At 67.2% G+C, this 22,463-nt stretch carries 15 protein-coding genes and 1 pseudogene; 5 read left to right on the top strand and 11 right to left on the bottom strand.

The window, feature by feature from the left end:
- Positions 1-49 precede the first annotated feature (49 nt).
- The 4 genes and pseudogenes from MEICH_RS0109910 to MEICH_RS0109890 all read right to left on the bottom strand — a co-directional run bounded on the left by MEICH_RS0109910 (position 50) and on the right by MEICH_RS0109890 (position 6,669).
- Positions 50-2,473, bottom strand: coding sequence for a cbb3-type cytochrome c oxidase subunit I (locus MEICH_RS0109910; protein ID WP_027892487.1), 2,424 nt, complete (start codon positions 2,471-2,473; stop codon positions 50-52).
- Between the two features lie 13 nt (positions 2,474-2,486).
- Complete coding sequence (gene coxB / locus MEICH_RS0109905) at positions 2,487-3,524, bottom strand: cytochrome c oxidase subunit II (protein WP_027892486.1); 1,038 nt, start codon at positions 3,522-3,524, stop codon at positions 2,487-2,489.
- A 98-nt stretch (positions 3,525-3,622) separates the two neighbouring features.
- Positions 3,623-5,465: pseudogene (locus MEICH_RS29680) on the bottom strand (heme o synthase).
- A 97-nt stretch (positions 5,466-5,562) separates the two neighbouring features.
- The gene (locus MEICH_RS0109890; RefSeq protein WP_027892484.1) at positions 5,563-6,669 is read right to left on the bottom strand and encodes an N-acetylmuramoyl-L-alanine amidase family protein; all 1,107 of its coding nucleotides are present in this window, start codon (positions 6,667-6,669) and stop codon (positions 5,563-5,565) included.
- A 136-nt stretch (positions 6,670-6,805) separates the two neighbouring features.
- Between MEICH_RS0109890 and MEICH_RS0109885 the strand changes: the two genes are divergently transcribed.
- The 5 genes from MEICH_RS0109885 to MEICH_RS0109865 are packed head-to-tail and all read left to right on the top strand — an operon-like array spanning position 6,806 to position 13,535.
- Complete coding sequence (locus MEICH_RS0109885; RefSeq protein ID WP_174422434.1) at positions 6,806-7,456, top strand: hypothetical protein; 651 nt, start codon at positions 6,806-6,808, stop codon at positions 7,454-7,456.
- Positions 7,456-9,129 carry an LPS-assembly protein LptD gene (locus MEICH_RS0109880; RefSeq protein ID WP_027892482.1) on the top strand — a complete coding sequence of 558 codons (1,674 nt, stop codon included), beginning with the start codon at positions 7,456-7,458 and terminating at the stop codon, positions 9,127-9,129. Before MEICH_RS0109885 ends, MEICH_RS0109880 begins: the two co-directional genes overlap by 1 nt.
- Before the next feature lie 21 nt (positions 9,130-9,150).
- Complete coding sequence (locus MEICH_RS0109875; protein ID WP_245587640.1) at positions 9,151-10,296, top strand: LptF/LptG family permease; 1,146 nt, start codon at positions 9,151-9,153, stop codon at positions 10,294-10,296.
- A gap of 60 nt (positions 10,297-10,356) precedes the next feature.
- A complete protein-coding gene (locus MEICH_RS0109870; RefSeq protein ID WP_027892480.1) occupies positions 10,357-11,469 on the top strand; it encodes a DegT/DnrJ/EryC1/StrS family aminotransferase in 1,113 nt (370 codons plus the stop codon).
- Positions 11,470-11,510: 41 nt separating this feature from the next.
- Positions 11,511-13,535, top strand: coding sequence for a M3 family metallopeptidase (locus MEICH_RS0109865; protein ID WP_027892479.1), 2,025 nt, complete (start codon positions 11,511-11,513; stop codon positions 13,533-13,535).
- Between the two features lie 8 nt (positions 13,536-13,543).
- Here the strand turns inward: MEICH_RS0109865 and MEICH_RS0109860 are convergent, their stop codons facing one another.
- The 7 genes from MEICH_RS0109860 to MEICH_RS24465 form a co-directional block, all read right to left on the bottom strand.
- The gene (locus tag MEICH_RS0109860) at positions 13,544-13,927 is read right to left on the bottom strand and encodes a hypothetical protein (protein WP_027892478.1); all 384 of its coding nucleotides are present in this window, start codon (positions 13,925-13,927) and stop codon (positions 13,544-13,546) included.
- 42 nt (positions 13,928-13,969) lie between these two features.
- Positions 13,970-14,422 carry a hypothetical protein gene (locus MEICH_RS28580; protein WP_157202698.1) on the bottom strand — a complete coding sequence of 151 codons (453 nt, stop codon included), beginning with the start codon at positions 14,420-14,422 and terminating at the stop codon, positions 13,970-13,972.
- 226 nt (positions 14,423-14,648) lie between these two features.
- Positions 14,649-15,149, bottom strand: a complete 501-nt coding sequence (locus MEICH_RS28575) for a hypothetical protein (protein WP_147371605.1) — start codon at positions 15,147-15,149, stop codon at positions 14,649-14,651.
- Between the two features lie 174 nt (positions 15,150-15,323).
- Positions 15,324-15,692 carry a hypothetical protein gene (locus MEICH_RS28565; RefSeq protein ID WP_147371604.1) on the bottom strand — a complete coding sequence of 123 codons (369 nt, stop codon included), beginning with the start codon at positions 15,690-15,692 and terminating at the stop codon, positions 15,324-15,326.
- A gap of 80 nt (positions 15,693-15,772) precedes the next feature.
- On the bottom strand, positions 15,773-17,662 hold the full coding sequence (locus MEICH_RS0109855) for a Tle-like phospholipase domain-containing protein (protein WP_027892477.1): 1,890 nt from the start codon (positions 17,660-17,662) through the stop codon (positions 15,773-15,775).
- 54 nt (positions 17,663-17,716) lie between these two features.
- Complete coding sequence (locus tag MEICH_RS0109850) at positions 17,717-20,641, bottom strand: DUF11 domain-containing protein (RefSeq protein WP_027892476.1); 2,925 nt, start codon at positions 20,639-20,641, stop codon at positions 17,717-17,719.
- On the bottom strand, positions 20,638-22,463 hold a 1,826-nt coding region (locus tag MEICH_RS24465), incomplete at its 5' end, for a TonB-dependent receptor (RefSeq protein ID WP_476695754.1). The genes MEICH_RS0109850 and MEICH_RS24465, both read right to left, overlap by 4 nt.

Here is a 22,463-nt window from a genome sequence, read left to right as displayed (position 1 = left end):
CATGCGCCAACCCCCCACCGGTTTCGGTGGGGGGCTCCAAACAACTACCTCACCAGATGTAGAAGATGCACACGATGAACAACCACACCGCATCCACCAGGTGCCAGTACATGCTGGCGCCCTCGAGGGTGCCGTGGTTGTGGTCGTCGAGCTTGTTCTGGATGGCTTGGTAGTAGGCCAGGGCCAGGCCCGTGCCGCCGATGACCACGTGGGCGCCGTGCAGGCCCACGATGATGAGGAACATGGTGGCCCAAAGCTGCTGGGCGGGGTTCTCGTGGCCCAGGAAGACCGCGAACTCGTAGACCTGGAACAAGAAGAACACCGTGCCCAGGATGATGCTGATGAGCAGGCCGAAGCGCAGCGGCGAGAACTTGCGCTTGCGCAGGTCGTGGTGGGCGTAGTGCACCGTGAAGGAGCTCGCGACCAGCAAGAAGGTGTTGACCAGCGCGAGCCAGATGGCCGGGCGCTCCTCGGGGGGCTGGGCCGCGCCGGAGAGCCGCAGGTAGAGGTAGCCCGCGATCAGCACGCCGAACAGCGCGATTTCCGAGACGATGAACCAGGCCATCCCCACCCAGGCGTTGGACTTGTTGGTGACGGTGTGGTGCTCGACCGGGACGTCGTACTCCAGCCGGCCCGCCCAGCGGAAGAGGCTGTAGAGGAAGGTGACGAGCCCCACCGTGAGCCAGCCCTGCCAGCCCGCCACGCCCGGCAGGTCGGGGGTGGCGTTGGGGCTGATGGAGATGCCGATGCTGGTGATGAGCAGGCCCAGCGCGGTCATGAAGGGCCAGACCGTCGGGGCGGGCAGGTGGATGTCCTTCACGTCCACCGGGGCCGGCTTGAGCCCGGCCTTGGCCCAGTCGTACAGCGGGCGCTCGGAGGGGAAGAAGGAGGGCCAGTTGAAGGCGAAGTTGTAGGAGGGGGGCGGGGAGGAGGTGGCCCACTCGAGGGTGTAGCCGCCCCAGGGGTTGTCGGGGGCCTTCTCGTTGCGGCGGAAGGAGTCGATGACCTTGATCAGCCAGGCGATGCCGCCCAGCGCCAGCAGCACCGCGCCGACGGTGGAGATAAAGTTGAGCTCGTTCCAGAGGTAGTTGCCGTCGGGGTAGGTGTCGTAGCGGCGGGGCATCCCCAGGAAGCCCAGCACGTACTGGGGCATGAAGGTGAGCAAGTAGCCCACCAGGAAGAACCAGAAGTGGGTCTTGCCCCAGAACTCGCTGTAGGTACGGCCGGTGATCTTGGGCCACCAGTAGTACAGCCCCGCGAAGGCCAGGAAGCCCGAGCCCGCCATCAGCACGTTATGGAAGTGCGCGACCACGAAGTAGCTGTCGTGCACCGAGTAGTCGAAGGGGGCGACCGCCAGCATCACGCCGGTGATGCCGCCCAGCAGGAAGTTGAAGAGGAAGCCCAGCACGAACAGCAGCGGGGTCTTCATGTCGAGGTGCCCGCCCCACAGCGTGCCCAGCAGGCTGAAGATCTTCACGCCCGTAGGAACCGCCACCAGCGCGGTGAAGAATACGAAGACGAGCTGGAACAGCAGGCTCTCGCCCACCGTGAACATGTGGTGCGCCCACACCAAGAAGCCCACCACCGCGATGCCGAGCTGGGCGAAGACCATGAAGCGGTAGCCGAAGACCGGCTTGCGGGCGAAGGTCGAGGCCACCTCGGCGGCGATGCCCAGGTAGGGCAGGAGCATGATGTACACCGCCGGGTGGGAGTAGAACCAGAAGAACTGCTGGAACAGCACCGGGTCGCCGCCGACGGCGGCGTTGAAGGGGCTGAAGCCCAGCTTGCGGTCGATGAAGACCAGCAGGCTGGCGGCGGTCAGGCCGGCCAGGGCGAAAAGCTGCAGCAGCGAGGTGGCGAAGACGCTCCAGACGAAGATGGGCATCTTCCACAAGCTCATGCCCTTGGCCCGGAGGTTGTAGACCGTGGCGGCGAAGTTGGCCGAGCCCAGCAGCGAGGAGACCCCCAGGGTGAGGATGCCCATCATGAAGAAGTCCACCCCGTGCCCCTCGCGGCTGGCCGAGAAGGGCCAGTAGAAGGTCCAGCCCACGTCGGGGGCGCCGCCGAAGAACAGCGAGGTGTAGATCAGCACGCCCGAGAAGAGGAACAGCCACGCCGCGAAGGCGTTGATGCGCGGCAGGGCCACGTCGCGCTCGCCCAGCATCAGCGGCAGGATGAAGTTGCCGAAGCCGGCCACCCCCGCCGGGATGATGAAGAAGAAGAGCATGGTCGCGCCGTGCAGGGTGAGCATCTGGTTGTAGCCGTCGCCCACCAGGAAGTTGTTGTCGGGCACGGCGAGCTGGTAGCGGATGGCTACGGCCATCAGCCCGGCTAAGCCGAACATCAGGAAGGAGGTGACCAGGTAGATCAGGCCCACCTTCTTGTGGTCGCTCGTCGTCAGCATGTCCCAGATCAGGGCTACCGCCCGGGGGAGCCCGCTGGGTTTGGATGGGGTCGGTGCTTGAACTGCCATCTACAGGTTCCTCCTAGAATTGAGGCAGGCCCTCGAAGTCCAGGCCCTCGATCTTGAGGCTCTTGATGTAGGCGGCGATGGCGCGCGCGTCCTCGTCGGAGAGCTGGGGGAAGGGGGGCATCTTGGAGCCGGGCTTGACGCCGGGGGAGTTCTTGATCCAGGGGATGAGGTAGGTGTCGGTGTTCTCCCAAAGCCCAGCCCCCACCGTGGTGCGGTTGCCGAAGTAGCTGAGGTCGGGGCCGACCCGGTTGGCCTCGTTGGCGGTGCCTTTGACCGCGTGGCAGGCGGCGCACTGCTGGTTGAAGAGCTGCTGGCCCTTGGCGAGGGTGGGGTCGGTCGCGGCGGGGGCCTGGAATCCCTTGGCGCCCTCCACGAAGCGGTCGAACTGCTCCTGCGAGACCACGATCACCCTAAAGCGCATCCTCGAGTGGCTCGCCCCGCACAGCTCGGCGCACTGGCCGTAGTAGGTGCCCTCCTTCTCGGGGGTGAAGTGCAGGCGGGTGGTGATGCCGGGGATGGCGTCCTGCTTGCCCACCAGGCTGGCCGGCCACCAGGAGTGGATGATGTCCTTGGAGGTCATCTCCACGATCACCGGCTTGTTCACGGGCAGGATCAGCTCGTTGGAGGTGCGGATGCCCAGCCCCTCGTACTCGTAGTCCCACCAGAACTGGTAGCCCGTGACCTTCACGGTCATGGCCCCGGCGGGGAAACGCGCGTTGGCGATCATGCTCTGGGCGGTGAGCCCGAAGATGATGACGATGATGACGGTGGGGATGACGGTCCAGATGATCTCGAGGCGGTCGTTGCCGTGGAATTGCGGCGGCTCGCCCTGCTCGTTACCCCGCCGGCGGAACTTGATCACGGTGTAGGTCAGGGCCCCCGTGACCACGATGAAGATCAGCGCGGCAAAGACCGAGACCCAGATCAGCAGGCGGGTCACCTCGCGGTTGTACGCGGTCGAGGGATCCAGAATGTTGACGACCCGGGTGTCTTGTCCTAGGGCGAGGCCCAGCAACAAAAGCACCCACACGACGATACTTCCTCGCAGCATTGCTCCTCCTAGGGGGTGATTATTCCGTACTTGACTCGGTTGGGCCAGTGCCCGGCTTACAGGGTCGCGGCCGAGCCGCAGGTGTCCGAAGGGTCAGTTTACATCCAAAGGGCGCGGTCGACCGCCATGGCGACGAAGATCAGGGCCAGGTAGAGCATGGAGAACTTGTACAGCCGCACCGCGTTGGGGCGTTCGGGCGCGCGGTACAGCTCCCAGCTCTGCCAAAGCAGCAGGGCGTTGAGGGCCAGGCTGCTGGCAAGGTAGAAGCCGTGGAACTGGCCGAAAGCCAGCGGCAGCAGGGCGACGAGCACGGTGAGGACGGCGTACAGGCCGATCTGGGCCACCGTAGCCCGCTCCCCCATCACCACGGGGAGCATGGGGATGCCCACCGCGCGGTAGTCCTCCTTGATCATCAGGGCCAGCGCCCAGAAGTGCACGGGGGTCCAGTAGAAGATCAGCGCGAAGAGCAGCCAGGGCAGCCAGCCCAGCTCCCCCGTCACCGCCGCCCAGCCCACCAGCGGAGGGAAAGCCCCGGCCGCCCCGCCGATGACGATGTTGCTCCAGAAGCGGCGCTTCATGTAGAGGGTGTAGATCAGCACGTACCAGCCGAGCCCGGCCATCGAGAGCAGGGCCGCAGCCAGGTTGGCGCCCAGCCACAGGATCAGGAAAGCCCCCACCATCAGCACCACCGCGAAGACTAAGGCCTCGCGGGTGCCGACGGCCTGGGTGACGGTGGGGCGCTTGGCGGTGCGCTTCATGCGGGCGTCGATGTCGCGGTCGACGACCATGTTGAACACGTTGGCCGAGGCCGCCGACATGTAGCCGCCGACGAACACCGTCGCGAATAGCCCCAGCCCCGGCCAGCCGCCCGCCGCGATGAACATCGCCATGATCGCGGTGAAGAGCAGCAGGCTGATCACCCTGGGCTTGGTGAGCCAGAAGTAGTCGCGCCAGGTGGCGCCCAGAGGCTTAGTCAGGGACGAGGATTGCACCATATCAGCCTACCTCACCCAGCGGGATTTGTGCCCGCTGCGGCCGCTGGGCCAGCGCCGAGGCCGCGAAGAGCAGGAAGCTGACCCACACCAGGTCGGAGAGCAGGAGGTGGGGCAACTGGGTGTACAGCGCCGCCGCGGCCTTGACGTTGAGGTAGCCCATGGCGAGCTGGGCCACGAACAGCACCCCGGCCAGCCTCGAGAAGCGCCGGGTGTCGGGCCCGGGGCGCAGCGCCGCGACCAGCCCCACCGCCGCCACCGCGTAGAGGCTCACCGCGACGGCGATGAAGGGGTGGTACAGCCGCAGGTACACCAGGAAGTTCTCCCCCGGCGTGCGGCTCCTGGCCACGGCTTCGGCGGTGTCGCGCACCGGGAACAAGGCGTCGCCCAGCGAGGTCAGGGCCCCCGAGGCCGCCACCACCAGCAGGCCCAGCAGCCCCAGCCCCAGCGCCACCCCCACGACCCCCTGCCCGCGCAGCACGGGCGCTTGGGGCCGGGCGGACCACCAGGCGGTGAGGGCTAAGGAGCCCACCAGGAAGAGGGTGTTGATGAGGTGGACGGGGGCGATGACCGCCCGCGCCACGCTGGCGTCAGTGCCGACCAGGCGGAAGAGCACCAGTGCGGCCCCCACCAGGCTCTCGAGCACCATGAACCCCATGGCCGCCCCGGCCCCCAGGCGCACCAGGTGGCCGGGGGGGAAAACCCGCCGCGACCACACCAGCAGGCCCAGGGTCAGCAGCAGGGAGAGGCCGCTGGTGAGGCGGTGGAAGAACTCGATGAACGTGGCCACGCTCGGGCTCGTCGGGATCGGCTCGCCGTTGCAGGTGGGCCAGTGGGCCCCGCAGCCGTCGCCGGAGCCGGTGGCCTGCACCACGTCGCCCCACACGATCACCGCGAGGGTGAAGGCCAGGGTAAGCCAGGCGTAGAGGGTGAATCGGCGTGAGTTCATGACAAAAAACCCTCCTTGAGGGGGGCTGAGCCATTTTCCCCGCCCCGAACCGGGACGATTGTCCCGGCCCGGCGGTCCCTCGGCCAAAGCGGCGGGTTCAGCGCTGGGCGACCGTGTCCACGCCCAGGAAGCGGGTCACGGCCTGGCTCATGGCGCGGGCCAGGGTGTCGCGGTAGGCGGGGTCGGCGAGGCGGCGGCCCTCGCTGGCGTGGTTGGCGAAGCCGAGCTCGACCAGGATGGCCGGGATGCGGGCGTTGCGGATGACGTAGAAGGGGGCCTGCTGCACCCCCCGGTTGACCGCGCCCGTGGCCTGGATGAGCTTGTTGTGCACGGTGTAGGCCAGCTCGCGCGACCACCGGAGGTTGAGCTGGGCGAGGATGTCCCCCGCCGCCCGCTGGGCCGCGTCGCGCGCGACGCGGGTGAGCTGCTGGCCCACCGCACCGCCGCCGTTCTCGCGCACGACCTGCTCGAGCAGGCTGGGGTTGAGCAGCTCCCCGAAGTAGTAGGTCTCGATCCCCTGCGCCCGCCCGGGGCAGCCCACCGTAGAGTTGACGTGCACCGAGATGAAGAGGTTCTTCTTGCTGTCGGCCATCTGGGCGCGCTCGTCGAGGGTGGGGTAGGTGTCGCCGGAGCGGGTGAGGACCACCTGGACGCCCTGGGCCTCGAGGTAGCGCCGCGCCCGCTGGGAGACGTCGAGGGTGATGAGCTTCTCGGTCACGCCCGTGCAGGGGCTCACCGCCCCGGGGTCGCGCCCGCCGTGGCCCGGGTCGATCACCACGACGAACTTGGGCTGGGCCGGCCTGGGCGCGGCCTTAGCCGGCGCGGGCTTGGGCTGGGGCGCTGGGGAGGTGCCGGCCTTGGCCTCGCCGCGGGCGATGTCGACGATCAGGCGCCGGTTCTGCGGCTCGTTCAGGGTGCTGCTCTGCGCCCGCATGCCGGGCTTGAGGCGCACGAAGACCTCGACCACCGCGCCGTTGACCACCACCTGATAGGAGGCCACCTCCTCGGAGTTGACGCTCTCGTCGAGCGGCTCGGCCTTGACCCCGCGGAAGCGCAGGGCGAGGGTCTGCCCCTCGGTGTTCATCTGGTAGGTGGAGCCCGCAGGCAGGTCGAAGACGAAGCGGGTGAAGCCTTCGTGCAGCCCGACGCGTGGGAAAGCCAGTGCCTGTGAGGCCAGCAACACCAAAAGCGCCAGCAGTCGCATTTCGTAGTTCAGTATAGGCCCAAATCGCCCGAATTGAAGCGACGGCCGCACCCTACCACCCTAAAAAGTAGCCATCGAGCTGTAATTTGCTTCACATCTTCATAAGCCTAATCCCCGCAGCAGTAGCATTTAGGGCATGATGTCAGGGATTTCGTCCTCCACCATGAAAAAAAACGCGCTGCTGCTGCTCGTGGCGAGCACCTTAGTGCTCACCGCGGGCCGCTTCTCCAGTTTCAGCGTCGAGAGCGGGGAGCAGGAGCTCGACCTCGGCACCGGGGTCACCACCATGCCCAAGGGCGGCGTGCTGGTCGATAACCGCAACGGCCTGCGGCTCGAGGGCAGCTACATCCAGTTCAAGCAGGAGGAGTTCATCCGCGCGCGCAACGCCACGCTGCGCGGCAGCGACGGCAATTTCGCCGCCGCGAGCCTGGAGTACGTCTTCCGGGGCGAGCAACTGCGCCTCTCCGGCGTGCGCTACTCCTCGAGCGCCGTCAAGGGCCTGACCAGCAACAGCGGCCTGGGGCTGCTCGCGGAGAACGTGGTGGTGCTCAAGGGCAACGTGCGCTCGCAGGACCCGCAGCTCGAGGCCAGCACCCTCGTCATCGACACCGCCCGCAACCAGGCCCTGGTGCTCGGCGGCTTCAGCTACAAGGACGGCCAGAGCAGCTTCAAGGGGCAGCGCGACGACAGCACCCTGCTCATCGAGTTCAAGAGCAAGACCACGGCCACCACCAAGGTGCCCGCCGACGTGCTGGGCCGCCTGCGGTCTTACGCCAATAAGCTGTAATGGTGCACGGCCTCCTGCTCCTGCTGCTCCCCCTCCTGCCCCTCCCCGCCCTCGCCCAGGCCGACACCCCCGCCCCGCCCTTCGAAAAATGCGAGGACGCGCCGTACCTGGCCGAGACGCCCGACGGGGTCGTGGGGGGGGTCAACGTCGAGTACGACGGCAGCGTCGCCGTCTTCAGCGACGGGGCCTGCTTCGCCTCCCGGGGCATCCAGCTATGGGCGCGGGAGATCCGCTTCGACCAGGCGACCGGCGAGGTGCGCCTCGAGGCCTTCACCGCCCAGACCCGCACCTACCGCTTCCGCGCCCGCACGGGGGTGGTGCGGGCGCGGCTGTTCCGGGCGCGCGGCATCGGGCTGACGACCTGCAAGTGCGGGGAGGACCTGCGGCTGGTGGCCGAGGAGGCCCACTTCGACACCGAGAGCGGGCTGTTGGTCCTGGCCGACAGCGAGCTGGCCGTGTATGGCCTCGAGCTCGCCCACTTCGACCAGTTGCGCCTCGCCATCGACCAGCCCGTCGCCGAGGCCATCCCGGGGCTGCCCAGCACGGGCGGGACCGGGAGCGGGGGCGGCACCGTCCTCAACGTGCCCCTGCGCTTCGGCTACAGCTTCAGCGACGGGCTCACGCTGGGCTTCGAGGACCTGCCGCTCCCGCCGCGCGCGGGCGAGACCGCCTCCTCGACGCTGACCCTGCTGGTGAGCAACCTCAGCAACCCCGAGACCCGCACCCTCACCCTGGGGGCTGCCGTGGCCGACGCCGGGGGTAGCGTGCGCTTCCGCACGGTGCTGCGCCACCGCTGGTTCGACCTCGAGGCCCGCCTCGAGAGCGGCCCCTTCTTCCTCACCGGCGACACCAACCGCGACGAGGCGGTGGCGGCCGGCGCGCGCTACTCCCTCTTCGAGCTCGGCTGGCGCGACACCTTCGCCCTCGAGGGCGCCCGGCTCTCCCCTTTCGTGCGCCTCGCCGAGGAGCAGACCGTCAGCGACGACAACCCGCAGGCCCACTCCCCCGGCGACGCCTACGTGGGCGGGCTGACGGTGGGGGCGGAGCTGCGCTACCCCTTCGAGCTGAAGGAGGGCCCGGCCGCCTTCCGCCTCGAGCCCTGGGTCCTGGGCGCGGTCTACACCCACGACAGCCCCTACGTAGCCGCCGGGCTGCGGCTCGAGGGCGGCTACAGCGAGGGCTTTAGCTGGCGCATCGCCTACGAATACAGCCTGCAGAACCGCCCCAGCGCCTACCGCTACGAGCGGCGCGAGCCCACCAGCCGCTTCGCGGGCGAGCTGGGCTACGCCGACCTCACCGCACACGCCAGCTTCGACTTCCTCGACCGCGAGCTCGGGGCCAGCCTGCGCTACGCGCCTAAGCTCCCCGACGGGGTGCTCACCGCGGAGTTCCGCTACCGCAACGACCTCGACGCCCCCCCCGGCGACGCCTTCGCCCAGCAGCGCGAGTTGGTGGTCGACTTCAACCCCAACCCCATCGCCTGCACCTTCAGCTTCGCGGCGGCCCCCACCCTCGGCTTCGACTTCCTACGCGGCGGGATGAGCCGGGCGGGCCTCGAGCTGCGCTACGCCGACTGCTGCTTCGTCTGGAAGGTGGGCTATCAGCACGTCTTCCTGTCGCAAACGGGGGAAGCCGCCACCGGGCGCTTCACCTTCGGCCTCGAGCTGCGCTGAGCCGCCCGGCGAGTACACTCTATGGGCAACCGCATCATGACCCGCCTCGACCGCTACCTCCTTCGTGAAACCCTGCCCGTCTTCGCCTTCGGGCTGGCGCTCTACGTCGGCTTAGGCCTCCTCTCCAACGTGCTGGCCCGCAGCGCCTACGTCGGCCAGATGCCCCTGGGCGGGATGCTGGCCTGGCTGGGCCTGCAGGTGCCTGCCATCCTGAGCCAGACCCTGCCCGTGGCGGTGCTCTTCGCCGTGCTTCTGGGCTACGGCCGCCTGGCGCGGGAGAACGAGCTATTGGTGATGCAGGCCGGGGGCATCTCCCCCCGCCGCACCGCCCGCTGGCTGCTGGTGGGGGGCGTCCTGCTGGCGGCGCTCTCCTTCTGCCTCAACGAGTGGGTGATCCCCTGGAGCACCAAGCAGACCGTGCTCACCTGGTGGCGCTCCTTCGACAGCAACGGGGGCGTGTTCCGGCTGGTGGGGCAGGATTTGCCCGTCGGCAAGCTGCGGCTGTTCTTCGGCGGCTACGACGCGGCCAAGAACGAGCTGACCCGCGTGCGGGTGCAGCAGTGGGAGGACCGCCGGCTCACCGTCTACTTCGCGGAGCGGGGGCGCCTCGAGGGCACCGCCCTCAAGCTGCAGGGGGTCAAGGGCTTCGTGCTGGACATGGACCGCCTGCCCCCGCCCGAGTTCACCGGCCTCGAGCAGGTCGAGGCCTTCTTCCAGGACTACGTGCGCGCGCAGAACCTCGCCCAAAGCCTCACCATCCGCCTCTCGCTCAGCCAGGACGACCTGGTCTCGCGCTTCTCCAACTACAGCAGCACCGCCCTCGACTCCAGCCAGCCCCCCTCCCACTGGTGGCGGCAGGCCCGCGACCCCGCCGCCACCGTCAAGGAGAAGGTCGAGGCCCGGGCCAACCTCCACGCGGCGCTGGCCCAGGCCTTCGCCCCCCTGGTGCTGCTGTGGCTGGCCCTGCCCGTGGCGGTCAAGCGCGCCAGCAGCCCCGGCGTGGCGCTGGGCCTCGCGCTGGTGCTGACCGTGGCGTACTACGTCCTGTTCGGGCTGGGCGGGGTGATGGCGCAGACGAGCGTCTGGGCGCCGGAGATCGCCATGTGGGGCGCGAACGCGCTGGCGGTGGCGGGCGGCTGGGCCCTGGGCCGGGGCGTTTACCGGTAAAATCTCCAGCAGCGCGCTGCCCCCGGGCGGGGCGGGCCACAACCCCGACTGGACGTGTACATGGTTCCCATCATCGATCTGCAAAGCGAATACCGGCTGTTAAAACCCGACATCGACGCCGCCCTCGAGCGCGTCCTGGCCTCCGGCGCCTTCGTGGGAGGGCCCGAGGTGGCCGCGCTCGAGCGCGAGCTCTCCGAGTACCTGGGCGTGCCCCACGTCGTCGGGGTGGGCTCGGGCACCGACGCCCTCTTCATCGCCCTGCGGGCGCTGGGGGTGGGCCCGGGGGACGAGGTCGTCACCACCCCCTTCACCTTCGTCGCCACCGTCGAGGCCATCCTGATCGCGGGGGCCAGGCCGGTGCTCGTGGACATCGACCCCCGCACCTTCAACCTCGACCCCGAGCTGCTCGAGGCCGCCGTCACCGAGCGCACCCGGGCCGTCCTGCCCGTGCACCTCTACGGCCAGGTGGCGCCCATGGCCGAGATCCGCGCAGTGGCCGAGCGCCACGGCCTGAAGATCCTGGAGGACGCCGCGCAGGCCATTGGCGCCCGCTACTGCGAGGCGGGCGGCGCCGGCGGCGCGATGGCGGGCACCCTGGGCCACGCCGCCGGGTTCAGCCTCTACCCTACCAAGAACCTGGGCGCCTACGGCGACGGGGGCTTCATCACCACCGCCGACGCCGCCGTGGCCGAGGAGGCCCGCCTGCTGGCCTCGCACGGCTCCAAGGTGCGCTACCACCACGTGCGGGCCGCGGGCTACACCTCGCGCCTCGACGGGGTGCAGGCGGCCATCCTGCGGGTCAAACTGCCGCACCTGGAGGGCTGGAACCGCCGCCGCCGCGAGATCGCCCGCCGCTACGACGAGGGCCTGCGCGGGGCGGTGCAGACCCCCACCCCGCCCCCCTACGCCCGGCACGTCTACCACCAGTACACCGTCCGCGCCCCCGAGCGCGACCGCCTGCAGGCCTTCCTCAAGGAGCGCGGGGTGGCCTCGAGCGTCCACTACCCCCTGCCCGTCCACCTGCAGCCCGCCTACCGCGACCTCGCCCCCGAGGGCTCGCTGCCGCACGCCGAGCAGGCCGCCCGCGAGGTGCTCTCCCTGCCCATGCACCCCTTCCTCACCGACGCGCAGGTGGAGGCGGTGATCGAGGCCGTGCGGGCCTACTCGAGCTAGCCCCTAATCTTTCTGAGTAGGCTTTGCGTATACTCCGGCTTATGGCACAAAACCCTTTGCTCGACCTGGGGTTCGACATCCCCTTCGAACAGATCAAGCCCGAGCACGTCGAGCCCGCGATCCGCGCGCTCATCGCCGAGGCGGAGCAGGAACTCCAGGCCATCTTGGACGTTCCCGGCGAGCGCACCTACGCCAACACCCTGGGGGCGCTGGACCGGCTGGGCGAGCGGTTGCAGCGGGCTTTTAGGGTGGTCTCCCACCTCGAGAGCGTGCGCACGACCCCTGAGCTGCGCCAGGCCTACAACGCCACGCTGCCGCTGGTGACGGCCTTCTACACCAAGGTGCAGCTCTCGAGCGAGCTCTACGCCGCGCTCAAGGCCTACGCCGCCACCCCCGAGGCCCAGCAGCTCTCCCCCACCAAGCGGCGCTTCCTCCAGCTCACCCTCGACGCCTTCCGCCGCGAGGGCGCCGAGGTGCCCCCCGAGAAGAAGGCCCGCCTCGAGGCCATCAACACCCGCCTGGCCGAGCTCACCAGCAAGTACGGCCAGAACGTGCTCGACTCCACCGCCGCCTTCGAGCTCTACCTGGAGGAGCCCCAGCTCGCCGGGCTGCCCGAGAGCGCCCGCCAGGCCGCCCGCCAGAGCGCCCAGGCCAAGGGCCGCGAGGGCTACCGCTTCACCCTGCAAGCCCCCAGCTACCTCGCCCTCATGACCTACCTCGACGACGCCTCGATCCGCGAGCAGGTCTACCGCGCTTACAACAACCGCGCCACCGAGGAGGGCCGCGACAACCGCCAGCTCCTGCCCGAGATCCTCGCGCTGCGGCAGGAGAAGGCCGCTCTGCTGGGCTACGCCCACTTCGCCGACTTGGTGCTCGAGGAGCGCATGGCCAAGAACGGCGCCACCGCCGTGGCCTTCGAGCGCGACCTCGCCGAGCGCTACCGCCCCTACTTCGAGCGCGAGAACCAGGAGCTGCAGGCCTTCCGGCAGCAGCTCGAGGGCCCCGACGCCCCGCCCCTCGCGCTCTGGGACGTGGCCTACTACGCCGAGAAGCAGCGCCAGGCCGTCTACGACTTCGACGAGGAGGCCCTGCGCCCCTACTTCCCGCTGCCGCAGGTGCTCGAGGGCCTCTTCGAGCTGTGCCGGCGGGTCTTCGGCATCCGGGTGGAGCCCGCCGAGGCCAGGGGCTGGCACCCCGACGTGCGGAGTTACGACCTCTACGACCCCCAGGGCCGCTTCACCTCGCGCTTCTACACCGACTGGTTCCCCCGCGACGACAAGCGCGGCGGGGCCTGGATGAACTTCTTCATCACCGGTGACCGCGACAACGCCTTCGAGCCCCACCTCACCTTGATGTGCGGCAACCTCACCCCGCCGGTGGGCGACCAGCCCGCCCTGCTCACCCACCGCGAGGTCGAGACCATCTTCCACGAGTTCGGCCACCTGCTGCACCACGCCCTCTCCAACGTGGAGGTGCTGAGCCTGGCCGGGACCAACGTGCCCTGGGACTTCGTGGAGTTGCCCTCGCAGATCATGGAGAACTGGTGCTGGGAGCGCGAGGCCCTCGACCTCTTCGCCCGCCACTACCAGACCGGCGAGCCCATCCCCGACGCCCTCTTCCAGCGCATGCGCCAGGCCCGCACCTACCGCGCCGCCAACGCCACCATGCGCCAGCTCGCCTTCGGCACCGTGGACCTCGCCCTGCACATTGACTACGAGCCCCACGACGGCGACGTCGCGCAGTACGCCCGCGCGGTCATGGAGGGCTTCTCCCCCGCCCCGCTGCCCGAGGACTACGCCTTCATCGCCTCCTTCGGCCACCTCTTCGGCAGCTCGGTGGGCTACGCCGCCGGCTACTACTCGTACAAGTGGGCCGAGGTGCTCGACGCCGACGCGTTCTCGAGGTTCCAGGCCGAAGGCATCTTCAACCCCGGCACCGGCCGCGACTTCGTGGAGCACATCCTCACCAAGGGCAACTCCGACGACCCCGCCCAGCTCTTCCGCAACTTCATGGGCCGCGACCCCAGCCCCGAGGCCCTGCTGCGCCGCACGGGGCTATTGGACTAACCACCGATTTACTCTGCTCTTCTGTTGGGGTGCCATGACTCCCACACCACTACCAATTGGTCCTCAACCCGTCGCCTAACCGGCTCTGGTATTGCTATTCCCCTCTCCTTAGCCTCCCCCCACTTGGACTTCGCCACGAACAGGAAGTTGGGCACCCCCTCGCCGACCCGAAGCTCCTCGGCCATGGCCTCGAGCGCGGGCGTGGGGAATACAGGCTCGCTGCTGCTGAGGAGCTTCTGGGCCTCCTTCTTGAACTGCGCGTAGCTGTCGTACTTCCTCGCCAGTTCCTCGACCTTCTCCAAGAGCAGGTTGTAAGCCATGTTCTCGTAAAACACCGCGTCCAGAAAACCCAATTTGTCGAGCGTGGGCGCTAGCAGCTCGCGCCGCGACATCTGTCCGCGAAGCTTGGGGGTGAAAATGAAAATACCACGCCACTACTCATCCACCGTCAGGGCAAGTAGAGACGTATAGCCTTCCATTGATTTGTCTTTTAGCAATCGATGGTCCAACTCCTTCAAGCCTATGTTTACTCCGAAAATGTAGTGGTTATCTGCTACAAGTTGGTAGTGGGCGACCCATAAACCATAGTCTTGTCTCCAGCCAAAAATTCGCTCAGCTATGATTTGGATGGTTGGTTCAATCACCTCAATGAGTTTTTCAGGAGTCGCTTTTGAAGCGTAACAAAACACATTCCTACCTTGTAAAAAGGTAGGGCATGGAATTTCATTAAGCACCTCGAGTTGACTGAAACTCTCTCTCACACGCGCTATCGCTTCTGAATGTGATAAAGGATCCAACTTCACACCTCCAGCTCGGAATAATCCAGGCGCTGAAAAACCAGCAGCAATCAGGGCAACCAGGGCACCACTAAGCAAAAAGGTTCTCATGATTTTGGCAACTCCTTGTCTGGGTGCCAGGACAACCAGATCTGGGGTAATTGCCGCTTGAAGTCCGTAACAAAGCGACTTCTGCTATCTAGCTTCAGACCCTTTTCCTTGATCTGCCCTCACCGGGTCTTGACCGAGACAAGGAGAGGATTGGCCTCCTCGGCAATGCCCAGTTCCCTGGCGATTTCCTAGGTTCCCGGGCCGGGGAACAGAGGTTCGCTTTCTACTATTCCAAACCCCCAAATTTATCCTCGACCCGGAAGCTTTCATATTTTGGCTGCTGAGGCGAATCAACAACAATAGTCACAAGCGCATCATAAATAGCCATCGAGTCGAGGCGGCGCAATTCGGGATTCGGAGCTTTGGGGGCAATGCTGACGCCGAGGTTAACGTTGCGGGTAGTCTTAAAGTCGTACATTGCAACCCACACGCTATAATCCTGTCGCCAACCCATCGTCCGGATTGCTATGTCACGGAGGCTCCCTTCAAATTTGGCTATAAAATCCTCTGGCGTTCCCTTGAGTCCATAACAAATTCGATACGGGTAACTATCCTCGCTTAGACACTGGGTTTCCGGAAGTCCCAACCTTGTGCCAACAACATCTTTAAGCATCTGCAACGCTTGCAGCACATTCATCGAGGTTTTTCTCTCCTGTGAAATCCCCAGATACATTGCTGTGCCAGCAAGTGTACAAACAACCAGTATCAACTTGGGTGAATACGTCATTTGGCCTCCTTATCTGGGTGCCATGACTCCCAAATTACTGATAGCTGGGGCCTCAAAGCCTCGCGGGTCCTCTGATCAATCACTATTCCCTTCTCCTTAGCCTCCCCCCACCTGGACTTCACCGCGAACAGGAAGTTGGGCACCTCCTCGCTCACCCGCAGTTCCTCTCTCTATCTACTCATCTTTAGCCACGGTTACATCCACCATAGCTTTATTGCCTTTGAGCAAGGGATAATTGCGCAATTCGGGGTTGGGTTCTATAGGTACATAGTTGATTCCAAACAAAATCCCAGCATCATTTCGCATCCTAAAGAAGGCACCCCATACCGAGTAATCCTCTCGCCAGTCACCTGTAATATATGCAAATTCAATCAATTTAGGGGTAAGGTTGGTAATCAACTCTCTGGCCTCGAGGTCAGTTACAAAGCAAGCTAAATACTTATATCGATCTGAAGCGTTGTTCGGACATGTGATTTTTTGTAGGTTGAGTTCTGTACCCAAAACGCTAACCAATCTTTCAAGCACATCTTGCTCACTGTTCATGGCTGGATTCCTCATAACAAAAGCCTGAGGTAGTGCAGTTGCTAGTACGAGCAACCCTATACAAATAGCCAACCAACGACTCATTCTGCTTTTCTGTCGGGATGCCATGACTCCCACACCACCCCCAATTGGTTCTCAACGCGCCGTTTAATAGGCTCTGGTATCGCTATTCCCTTCTCCTTAGCCTCCCTCCACTTGGACTTGGCGACGAACAGGAAGTTGGGCACCTCCTCGCTCACCCGAAGCTCCTCGGCCATGGCCTCGAGCGCGGGCGTGGGGAATACAGGCTCGCTGCTGCTGAGGAGCTTCTGGGCCTCCTTCTTGAACTTCACGTAGCTGTCGTACTTCCTCGCCAGTTCCTCGACCTTCTCCAAGAGCAGGTTGTAAGCCATGTTCTCGTAAAACACCGCGTCCAGAAAGCCCAGCTTGTCGAGGGTGGGCGCCAGCAGCTCACGCCGCAGCATTTCGCCGCGAATCTTGGGGTCGCGCTCGGTGGAATAATCGCCGCTGTAGATGATCTCCACGCTCTTGCCGGCGAGATCCTGCTCGTCGCGCTGGCCCCAGCGCATGAGGGCGGTCTGGTAGGGGTCGAGCTCGAGGCCGCCCGAGCGCCGGGAGGCCGCTAGGAGTTCCTGCCGCAGGTACTCGCTCAGCGCCGGGGTCACGTGGTTTTCCTTGAGCATTCCTGTCAGGCCCTGCCCCTCGCGCCGGTAGTCGAAGTAGTGGATTTCTCCCGGCGTGGAGGCATCCCCTGCGTTGGGCACGACGTCCCCGTCTACGCGGTAGTGGCGGCTGGCGATGGCCTTGCCGTCGGTGGCGTGCCGGGCATTGTAGGCCTTGAGCCTGTCCACGTCGGCCTGCTTGATGGCTGCCGCCTGGAAGGTCACGACCTCCTTTGCCAGGGCCGCGTGCTCCACGGCGGCGATCTGGGCCAGGGCCCCTCCCAGGCTGTGCCCGGTCAGGATGAGGCGGCCACGGCGGGCAGCGGCCTCGAGGTTCCGCTCGATGAGGTCGCGGTTTTGCCGGTACTGGCTGTACCCGACGTCGGCGTAGGCAAAGTCGGCTACCAGGGTATCCAGGCCGCTCTCCTGCTCGCTCTGGGGGGTTTTGGGGTTGTCCCGCACCTGCAGCCCGACGCCCTCGGTGCCCCGGAAGGCGACGACGGGGTGGGAGTTGTGGGGGGTCTTCTTCTGGGGATCGGGGAGGAACACCCGCATCTGGAAGCCCCACTTCCCGAAGATGGGCCTGCCGGGCAGGTAGCCGAAGGCCTTGAGGAGTTCAGCGGGGTTGGACTTGCGGCGCGGCTCGAGGCCTGTGCGGTCGTCGGCGGAGAAGTCCGGCTCGTTGGAGTAGACGAAGTTTACGGCCAGGTGCTCGAGAAAAGCGTCGAAGGTGAGCTGTTGCTGGGGGATGGCAGGCGGGAGCAGGGCCAGCAGTTCCTGGCGCAACTTGCCCTCGCGCACGCGCTCGCCGATCTCGGCATAGAAGCTCTTGCCGTAGAGTTGCTCGTAGGCCTCGAGGGTCTCCTCCAGGTAGCCCCGGCCTTTCCACAGCTCGAGCAACGAACGCAGGGGGGCGACGTCCTGCCCCCTGATCTCGAGGTGCTGGTTGCCCCGGGAGAGGTAGCGGCTGGTGCCGTTGTTGAGGTTGGCCATCACGTCGAGGCTATCGCCGATGTCGATGTCGAGGATGGTGCGGCTGGCCTTCTGGAGGGCGTCGCGCAGGGTCTTGGCGCGCTCCTCAGGGGTGCTGGAGCTGGGCGCGGCTAGGGCCAGCGTGTCCTCGGGCTCGGCGCGCAGTCGCTCTAACAGCCTCGAGTACGGCTCGGTGGCCTCACCGGGGCCGCGAGCAGGGACGGGCGGCTTGAATGGAGGGGGTTCGAACTCGGGGTACTCCTCAGGCTGCTGGGATGAAACCCGCTTCGGCGATACGGGCTGTGAATCCTTTTTGCGCTTATCGTAGCTGAACATGCCTGCCCAATTTTATGGGGACATTCCAGGGTTAGCTAGTGCATGAGAGCAAAATTAACGAATCTTCACGCGGTAGCACACCTGCCCGCTTGCGCCTGCCGCCAGCGTCCCGACCCGCACCCGCACCAGCCCCCCGCTCACCTCGCCCGCGTCGGCGTCGGCGGCGTCGGTGAGGGGGGCGGCGCCCAGGCGCAGGGTCCCGGCCTGGTAGTCGGTGAAGAAGGGGATGGGGTCGGTGAGCACGACCTGCGTGACCGGGGAAGCGCTCTGGTTCTGGTAGGCGATGCAGTACTCGAGCACCTCCCCCGGCCGCCCGTCGGCCCGCCCGGTCGAGGGCGGGGTGCCCTGGGTGAGGTTTTGTACCCGCTTGGTGAGCCGCAGTTCGCCGCCCACGCCCACCACCGTGGCGTCGGTGAGGGACAGGAGGTCGTCCACGGCGGCGTTGCCCGCGTAGCGGAGCCTCGAGGCGAGGTTCAGGAAGTCGCTGCTGCCGCCCGGCAGGCCCGCCGGGACGATCACCATGACCTCCACGGCGCAGGCCCGCAGGCTGCCGTCGGCCTCGCGGGGCCAGGCGCTGCCCACGGCGACGCTGTAGGGCAGGCCCTGGTAGCCCTCGCCCGCGTCGGCGAAGTCGCCGTCGCAGTTGGCGTCGAGGCGCAGCAGGTAGTTCCATCCCCCGGCCAGGCGGAGGAAGGTGAGGGTGCCCAAGGTGCCCGGCCGCACGCGGTGGGCGTAGGTGACCACGCCCGGGGAGGAGGCCTGCCCCGACTGGTCGGGCTGCCACAGGCTGGGCCGAACCACGCCGAAGTTGTAGCCGTCGTAGCGGTTGCCCGCGGCGAAGGGGCTGATGGCGCGCTGCTGCGCCGCGCCCTGGCCGTAGGCGGTAGCCAGCACCGCGCTCGAGCCCCCCACGCTGCTGCCGGTGGCCGGGGCCAGGGGGTGCGAGAGGGTGAGGGCGGAGCCGAAGGTGTGCGGCACGTACAGCACGTAGTTGCCGAGCGAGTCGGTGACGGTGCTGCGGCTCTGGGCGCCGTCGGAGGCGGTGACGCTCACGCCGGCGATCCCCGGCTCGCCCCCGTTCTGCAAGGCGTCGTTGGCCGTGCCCGAACCCAACCCGTCGTCCCGGAAGACCGTGCCGCTGATGCGCGAGCCGCGGTAGAGGCCGAAGTCTTGCCCGGGCACGTCGGAACTGCCCACGCTAAGGCTGCGGCTGCCCGCCACGGGCTCGATGAACAGCCAGCCCGTAGGGGGGGTCGGGGTGGTGTCGCCGCCGGGGTTGTCGTCCAGGATCAGGGTGTAGTTCCCCGGGGGGACGTTGCTAAAGGTGAAGTTGCCGGGCCCGGAGCTCAGTGCCTGCTGGGCCACCACGCTACCCCCCTGGACCAGCTTGAGGTACACGGTGGGGCCGTCCCACGCCTCACCGGGCTCGCGCAACGAGTTGGGCTGGAGGTCGTGGTACACCGTCCCCGACACCGAGGCCCCGGCTACCGGCGTGCTCACCGAGGTCGAGGCCTGCTGGCTGTAATTCTGGCCCAGGGTCTGGGCGGTGTAGCTCACCTGCGCCGTGTTCTGGATGGTCTGGCCCGTGCCCGAGGGCTGAACCTGTACCCGGAACCGGACCATGGCGCTCTGGCCCGGCAGCACCAGGCCCCCCTGCGAGGCGTTGGCCCCCGAGCCCAGCCGGAAGCGTACGCGGTTGTTGGCGGCGTCGAACTCGGCGATGTCGTCCCCGGCCGCGTCGGTCATGTTTCCGGTGGAGGCCCCGGCGTTATTGACCACCTGAAGGCTGTTGGGCACGTAGACGGTGTGGGCGGGGATAGGATCGGTCACGACGACGTTGGTCGCCCCGTCCTGGCCCGTGTTGGTGAAGCTCAGGGTGTACTCGAGCACGTCCCCCACAACCACCGACCCGCCGTTGACGTCCTGCACCGTCTTGCTGAAGGTGGTGATGAGGTCGGGCAGGTAGAGGTCTACCACGAAGGTGAGGACTGTAGGAAAATAAGTGTCCTGCGAACTGGTGAACTGGATGGTCGCGGAGGTGGCCCCGTTGGGGATTCGCCCGGTGGCGTCCACCAGGTCCACGTCCACCGCCATTTGGTTGACGTAGTCGGGGGTCTTGGAGCTGGTGCGGTTCCCGAGGCGGGAGACGCTGCTGTTGAAGAAGTTGTTGTTGGGGTTCTGAGCATCGGACAAAGCCGTGCCGTTGAGGATCAACTGATCCCCCGAAATGCCCGCGTCGCCCTCGAAAACCACGGCACCCAAGGAGGCCTGCACCGCCCCCACCGCCGGCGTGAGGAAGCCGCTGGGGGTGATGGTGACGTTGTTGCCCGAGGACACGGTGGCCAGGCCGTCGTAAACGACAAGGTTGCGCAGGGGCTGGGTGGTGTCGCGGTAGACCACCACCAGCGACCAGCCCGCGTAGAAGCCCAGCCCATCGTTTCCGGTAGCGGCGGCGATCCCGCCCACCCAGTACGTGCCACTGCCCGAGGCCTGAACCAGGGAGGTGAGATCGGCGAAGGCGGAATAGGGGCGGGTCGTGTTCGTGCCTTGATTGGTGATCGTGCCCAGCAGGCTGCCGGTGACGGACTGGTAAGAATTGCTGCCGGGTAGCTTGACGGAGATGGTATTCCGGGTAGCGTCGCCAGGGTTAGCTCGAGCCCCCCAGTACAGCCCCGCGAAGAGCACCTGTGCACCAGCGGGCAGTTGAAGCGTAGCCGCACTGGAGCCGTTCCTGCCATTGGGCCAGGCCGGGGCAGCACCATCCGCGTTGACGAAGATCATGCTCTGGGCGTTGTTGGCGTTGGTGCTGTTCATCTGGCTGGTGTTGCAGCTCGAGCCCGAGCCCGCACACATCAGCGTGTTGCCGATGAGCAGGACGTTGCCCTGCTCGTTGCCCTGGTAGCGGGCGCTGAACGACCTGACCACTTGGGCCTGGGCCGCCGTGAGCACGAGCAACAAACCGAGGACCAGCCACCTCACCGGCTACCTCCCAGGAAGTCGAGGCGCAGGTAGAAGCCGGGCTGGGCGTTGGGCGTGAGGGCCGAGAGGTGGCCGAAGGTGTAGCCCACGTTGACCCACAGCCCCTCGAGCACCCGCAGGCTGCCCTCGAGGCCGAAGTGGGTGGCCCCCGTGCCCGTGGCGGGCTGGAAGAGCTGGTAGACGGCCGCGCCGAAGCCCAGCGAGCCGGTGAGGTAGTAGTTGGCGCCCAGGCCCAGTTGGTAGGTGGCCCCGGCGGGGTCGCCGGCGGGCAGGCGGTAGGCCGCCGAGGGGCGCAGTTGCCAGGACAGGCCGGGCTGGTAGCCGGCAGCCAGGGCGCCCTCGAGGCCCCACCCCGGCTGGCCCACGCTGAGGCGGTGGTAGGTCAGGAGCTGGAGCTGCTGCGAGCGCAGGGCGTAGGCCAGGGTGAACTTGCCGTCGGGGGCGGGCAGGGCCTGGTAATTAGCGTCGAGGGAGACGGTCTGCTCGGCGTCGAGGGCGCCGGTGAGGCCGCCGCGCAGCACCAGCTTGGGCGAGGCCCCGAAGGCCACCTCGCCGCCCAGGGTGCCGCTGAGGCCCTCGCTCTTGTAGCGCACGGCCGCCCCGAAAGCGGCCTGGTCGGCGCCGGTGCCCAGGCTGCGGTCGTAGCCCGCGCTGAGGTCGAGGCTCCAACGCTCGTCGAGGGGGAGGGGGGCCTCGAGGCCGAAGCGCGCGCGGTTGCCCTCGCCCGAGGCGCCGGGGAGCTGGTAGCTGAGGCTGAGGTTGGCGCCGCCCAGCTTCTGCTTGAGGGCTAAGGTGCCGCGCAGGTCGTTGCCCCAGAGGTAATCCAGGGCGGCCTCCAGGCGTAGCGGACCTACCTGCTCCCGAAGGGAATCTGCCTCGGCACTGAGGTTGAAGTCGAAGGTGTAGGCCATCTTGAGCTGGGAAAGGGCCATGTCGCTGAAGCGGAAGGGCTGGGTGTGGGTGAGCTCGAGCTTCCACGGCGCCGCGCCGTAGGCCAGCCGGCCCACCGCGCCCAGGCCCCCGCTGTCCCAGAGGTAGTTCAGGCCCCCGCCGACGCTGAAGCCGGGGCTGAGCTGGCGCTGGTAGAGCAGGGCGGTGCGGTTCTGGTCGGCGGCCTGGTGCTCGAGGGCGAGCTTGTCGGCGGGGCTGAGGGCCAGGCTCAGGCTGGCGGTGCCCTGCAGGCGGCCCTCGTAGCTGAGGTCGGCCCTGGCCTCGAGGGGGGTCCCGGCGTAGCCGAGCTCGAGGCCGAAGCGGTCGGCGTTCTGGCGGGCGTAGCTGGCCCGCAGCGAGAAATTGCCCTCGCGCCAGCCCAGCTCGGCGCCGTAGCGCAGGTCCTGGGCGGGCAGGGCGGCGAGGCTGGCCCCGGCGCTGAGGCCGCCCTGCCGGTAGCGCAGGCCGAAGCCGTAGCCCGGCGCGCGCGGGCTGTCCTGGGCGGCGTAGGTCACCCGCAGCACCACCGGCTCGCCCGTGGGGGTGGTGGGCCACAGCGGCTTCGCCAGGGTCAACCAACCGTCGGCGTCGAGGGTGTAGTCCTGGCCGCGCTCGAGGCGGCGCTCCGAGACCCCTTCCCGCAGCAGCACGGTCTCGCTGCCCGGGGCGGGGGGCTGGCTCAGCTTGTAGCGGCGGGTGCCGTCGAGGGCAGGCTCCTCGGTCAGGGTGGCCTGGGGCAGCAGCCCGGCGAAGGCCGTCACCCCGAAGCCCTGCGCCTCGCGGGTCTCGAAGCGCAGCGCGGTGCCCTCGCCCATGGCAGCGAGGCCGGGCAGGGCCAGGGCGTCGGCGTGGTAGCCCAGGCTGAAGGCGGTGTTGTCGTAGCGCAGGGCCA

Origin of the sequence: Calidithermus chliarophilus DSM 9957 (assembly GCF_000430045.1) — a bacterium.
GTDB classification, from domain to species: domain Bacteria; phylum Deinococcota; class Deinococci; order Deinococcales; family Thermaceae; genus Calidithermus; species Calidithermus chliarophilus.
This window is presented reverse-complemented; position numbering and strand designations above follow the sequence as displayed.

Coding starts and splice junctions, on each gene's coding strand:
- MEICH_RS0109910 (WP_027892487.1), bottom strand. CDS start 2,473: ATGGCAGTTCAAGCACCGACCCCATCCAAACCCAGCGGGCTCCCCCGG.
- coxB (WP_027892486.1), bottom strand. CDS start 3,524: ATGCTGCGAGGAAGTATCGTCGTGTGGGTGCTTTTGTTGCTGGGCCTC.
- MEICH_RS0109890 (WP_027892484.1), bottom strand. CDS start 6,669: ATGCGACTGCTGGCGCTTTTGGTGTTGCTGGCCTCACAGGCACTGGCT.
- MEICH_RS0109885 (WP_174422434.1), top strand. CDS start 6,806: ATGATGTCAGGGATTTCGTCCTCCACCATGAAAAAAAACGCGCTGCTG.
- MEICH_RS0109880 (WP_027892482.1), top strand. CDS start 7,456: ATGGTGCACGGCCTCCTGCTCCTGCTGCTCCCCCTCCTGCCCCTCCCC.
- MEICH_RS0109875 (WP_245587640.1), top strand. CDS start 9,151: ATGGGCAACCGCATCATGACCCGCCTCGACCGCTACCTCCTTCGTGAA.
- MEICH_RS0109870 (WP_027892480.1), top strand. CDS start 10,357: ATGGTTCCCATCATCGATCTGCAAAGCGAATACCGGCTGTTAAAACCC.
- MEICH_RS0109865 (WP_027892479.1), top strand. CDS start 11,511: ATGGCACAAAACCCTTTGCTCGACCTGGGGTTCGACATCCCCTTCGAA.
- MEICH_RS0109860 (WP_027892478.1), bottom strand. CDS start 13,927: ATGTCGCGGCGCGAGCTGCTAGCGCCCACGCTCGACAAATTGGGTTTT.
- MEICH_RS28580 (WP_157202698.1), bottom strand. CDS start 14,422: ATGAGAACCTTTTTGCTTAGTGGTGCCCTGGTTGCCCTGATTGCTGCT.
- MEICH_RS28575 (WP_147371605.1), bottom strand. CDS start 15,149: ATGACGTATTCACCCAAGTTGATACTGGTTGTTTGTACACTTGCTGGC.
- MEICH_RS28565 (WP_147371604.1), bottom strand. CDS start 15,692: ATGAACAGTGAGCAAGATGTGCTTGAAAGATTGGTTAGCGTTTTGGGT.
- MEICH_RS0109855 (WP_027892477.1), bottom strand. CDS start 17,662: ATGTTCAGCTACGATAAGCGCAAAAAGGATTCACAGCCCGTATCGCCG.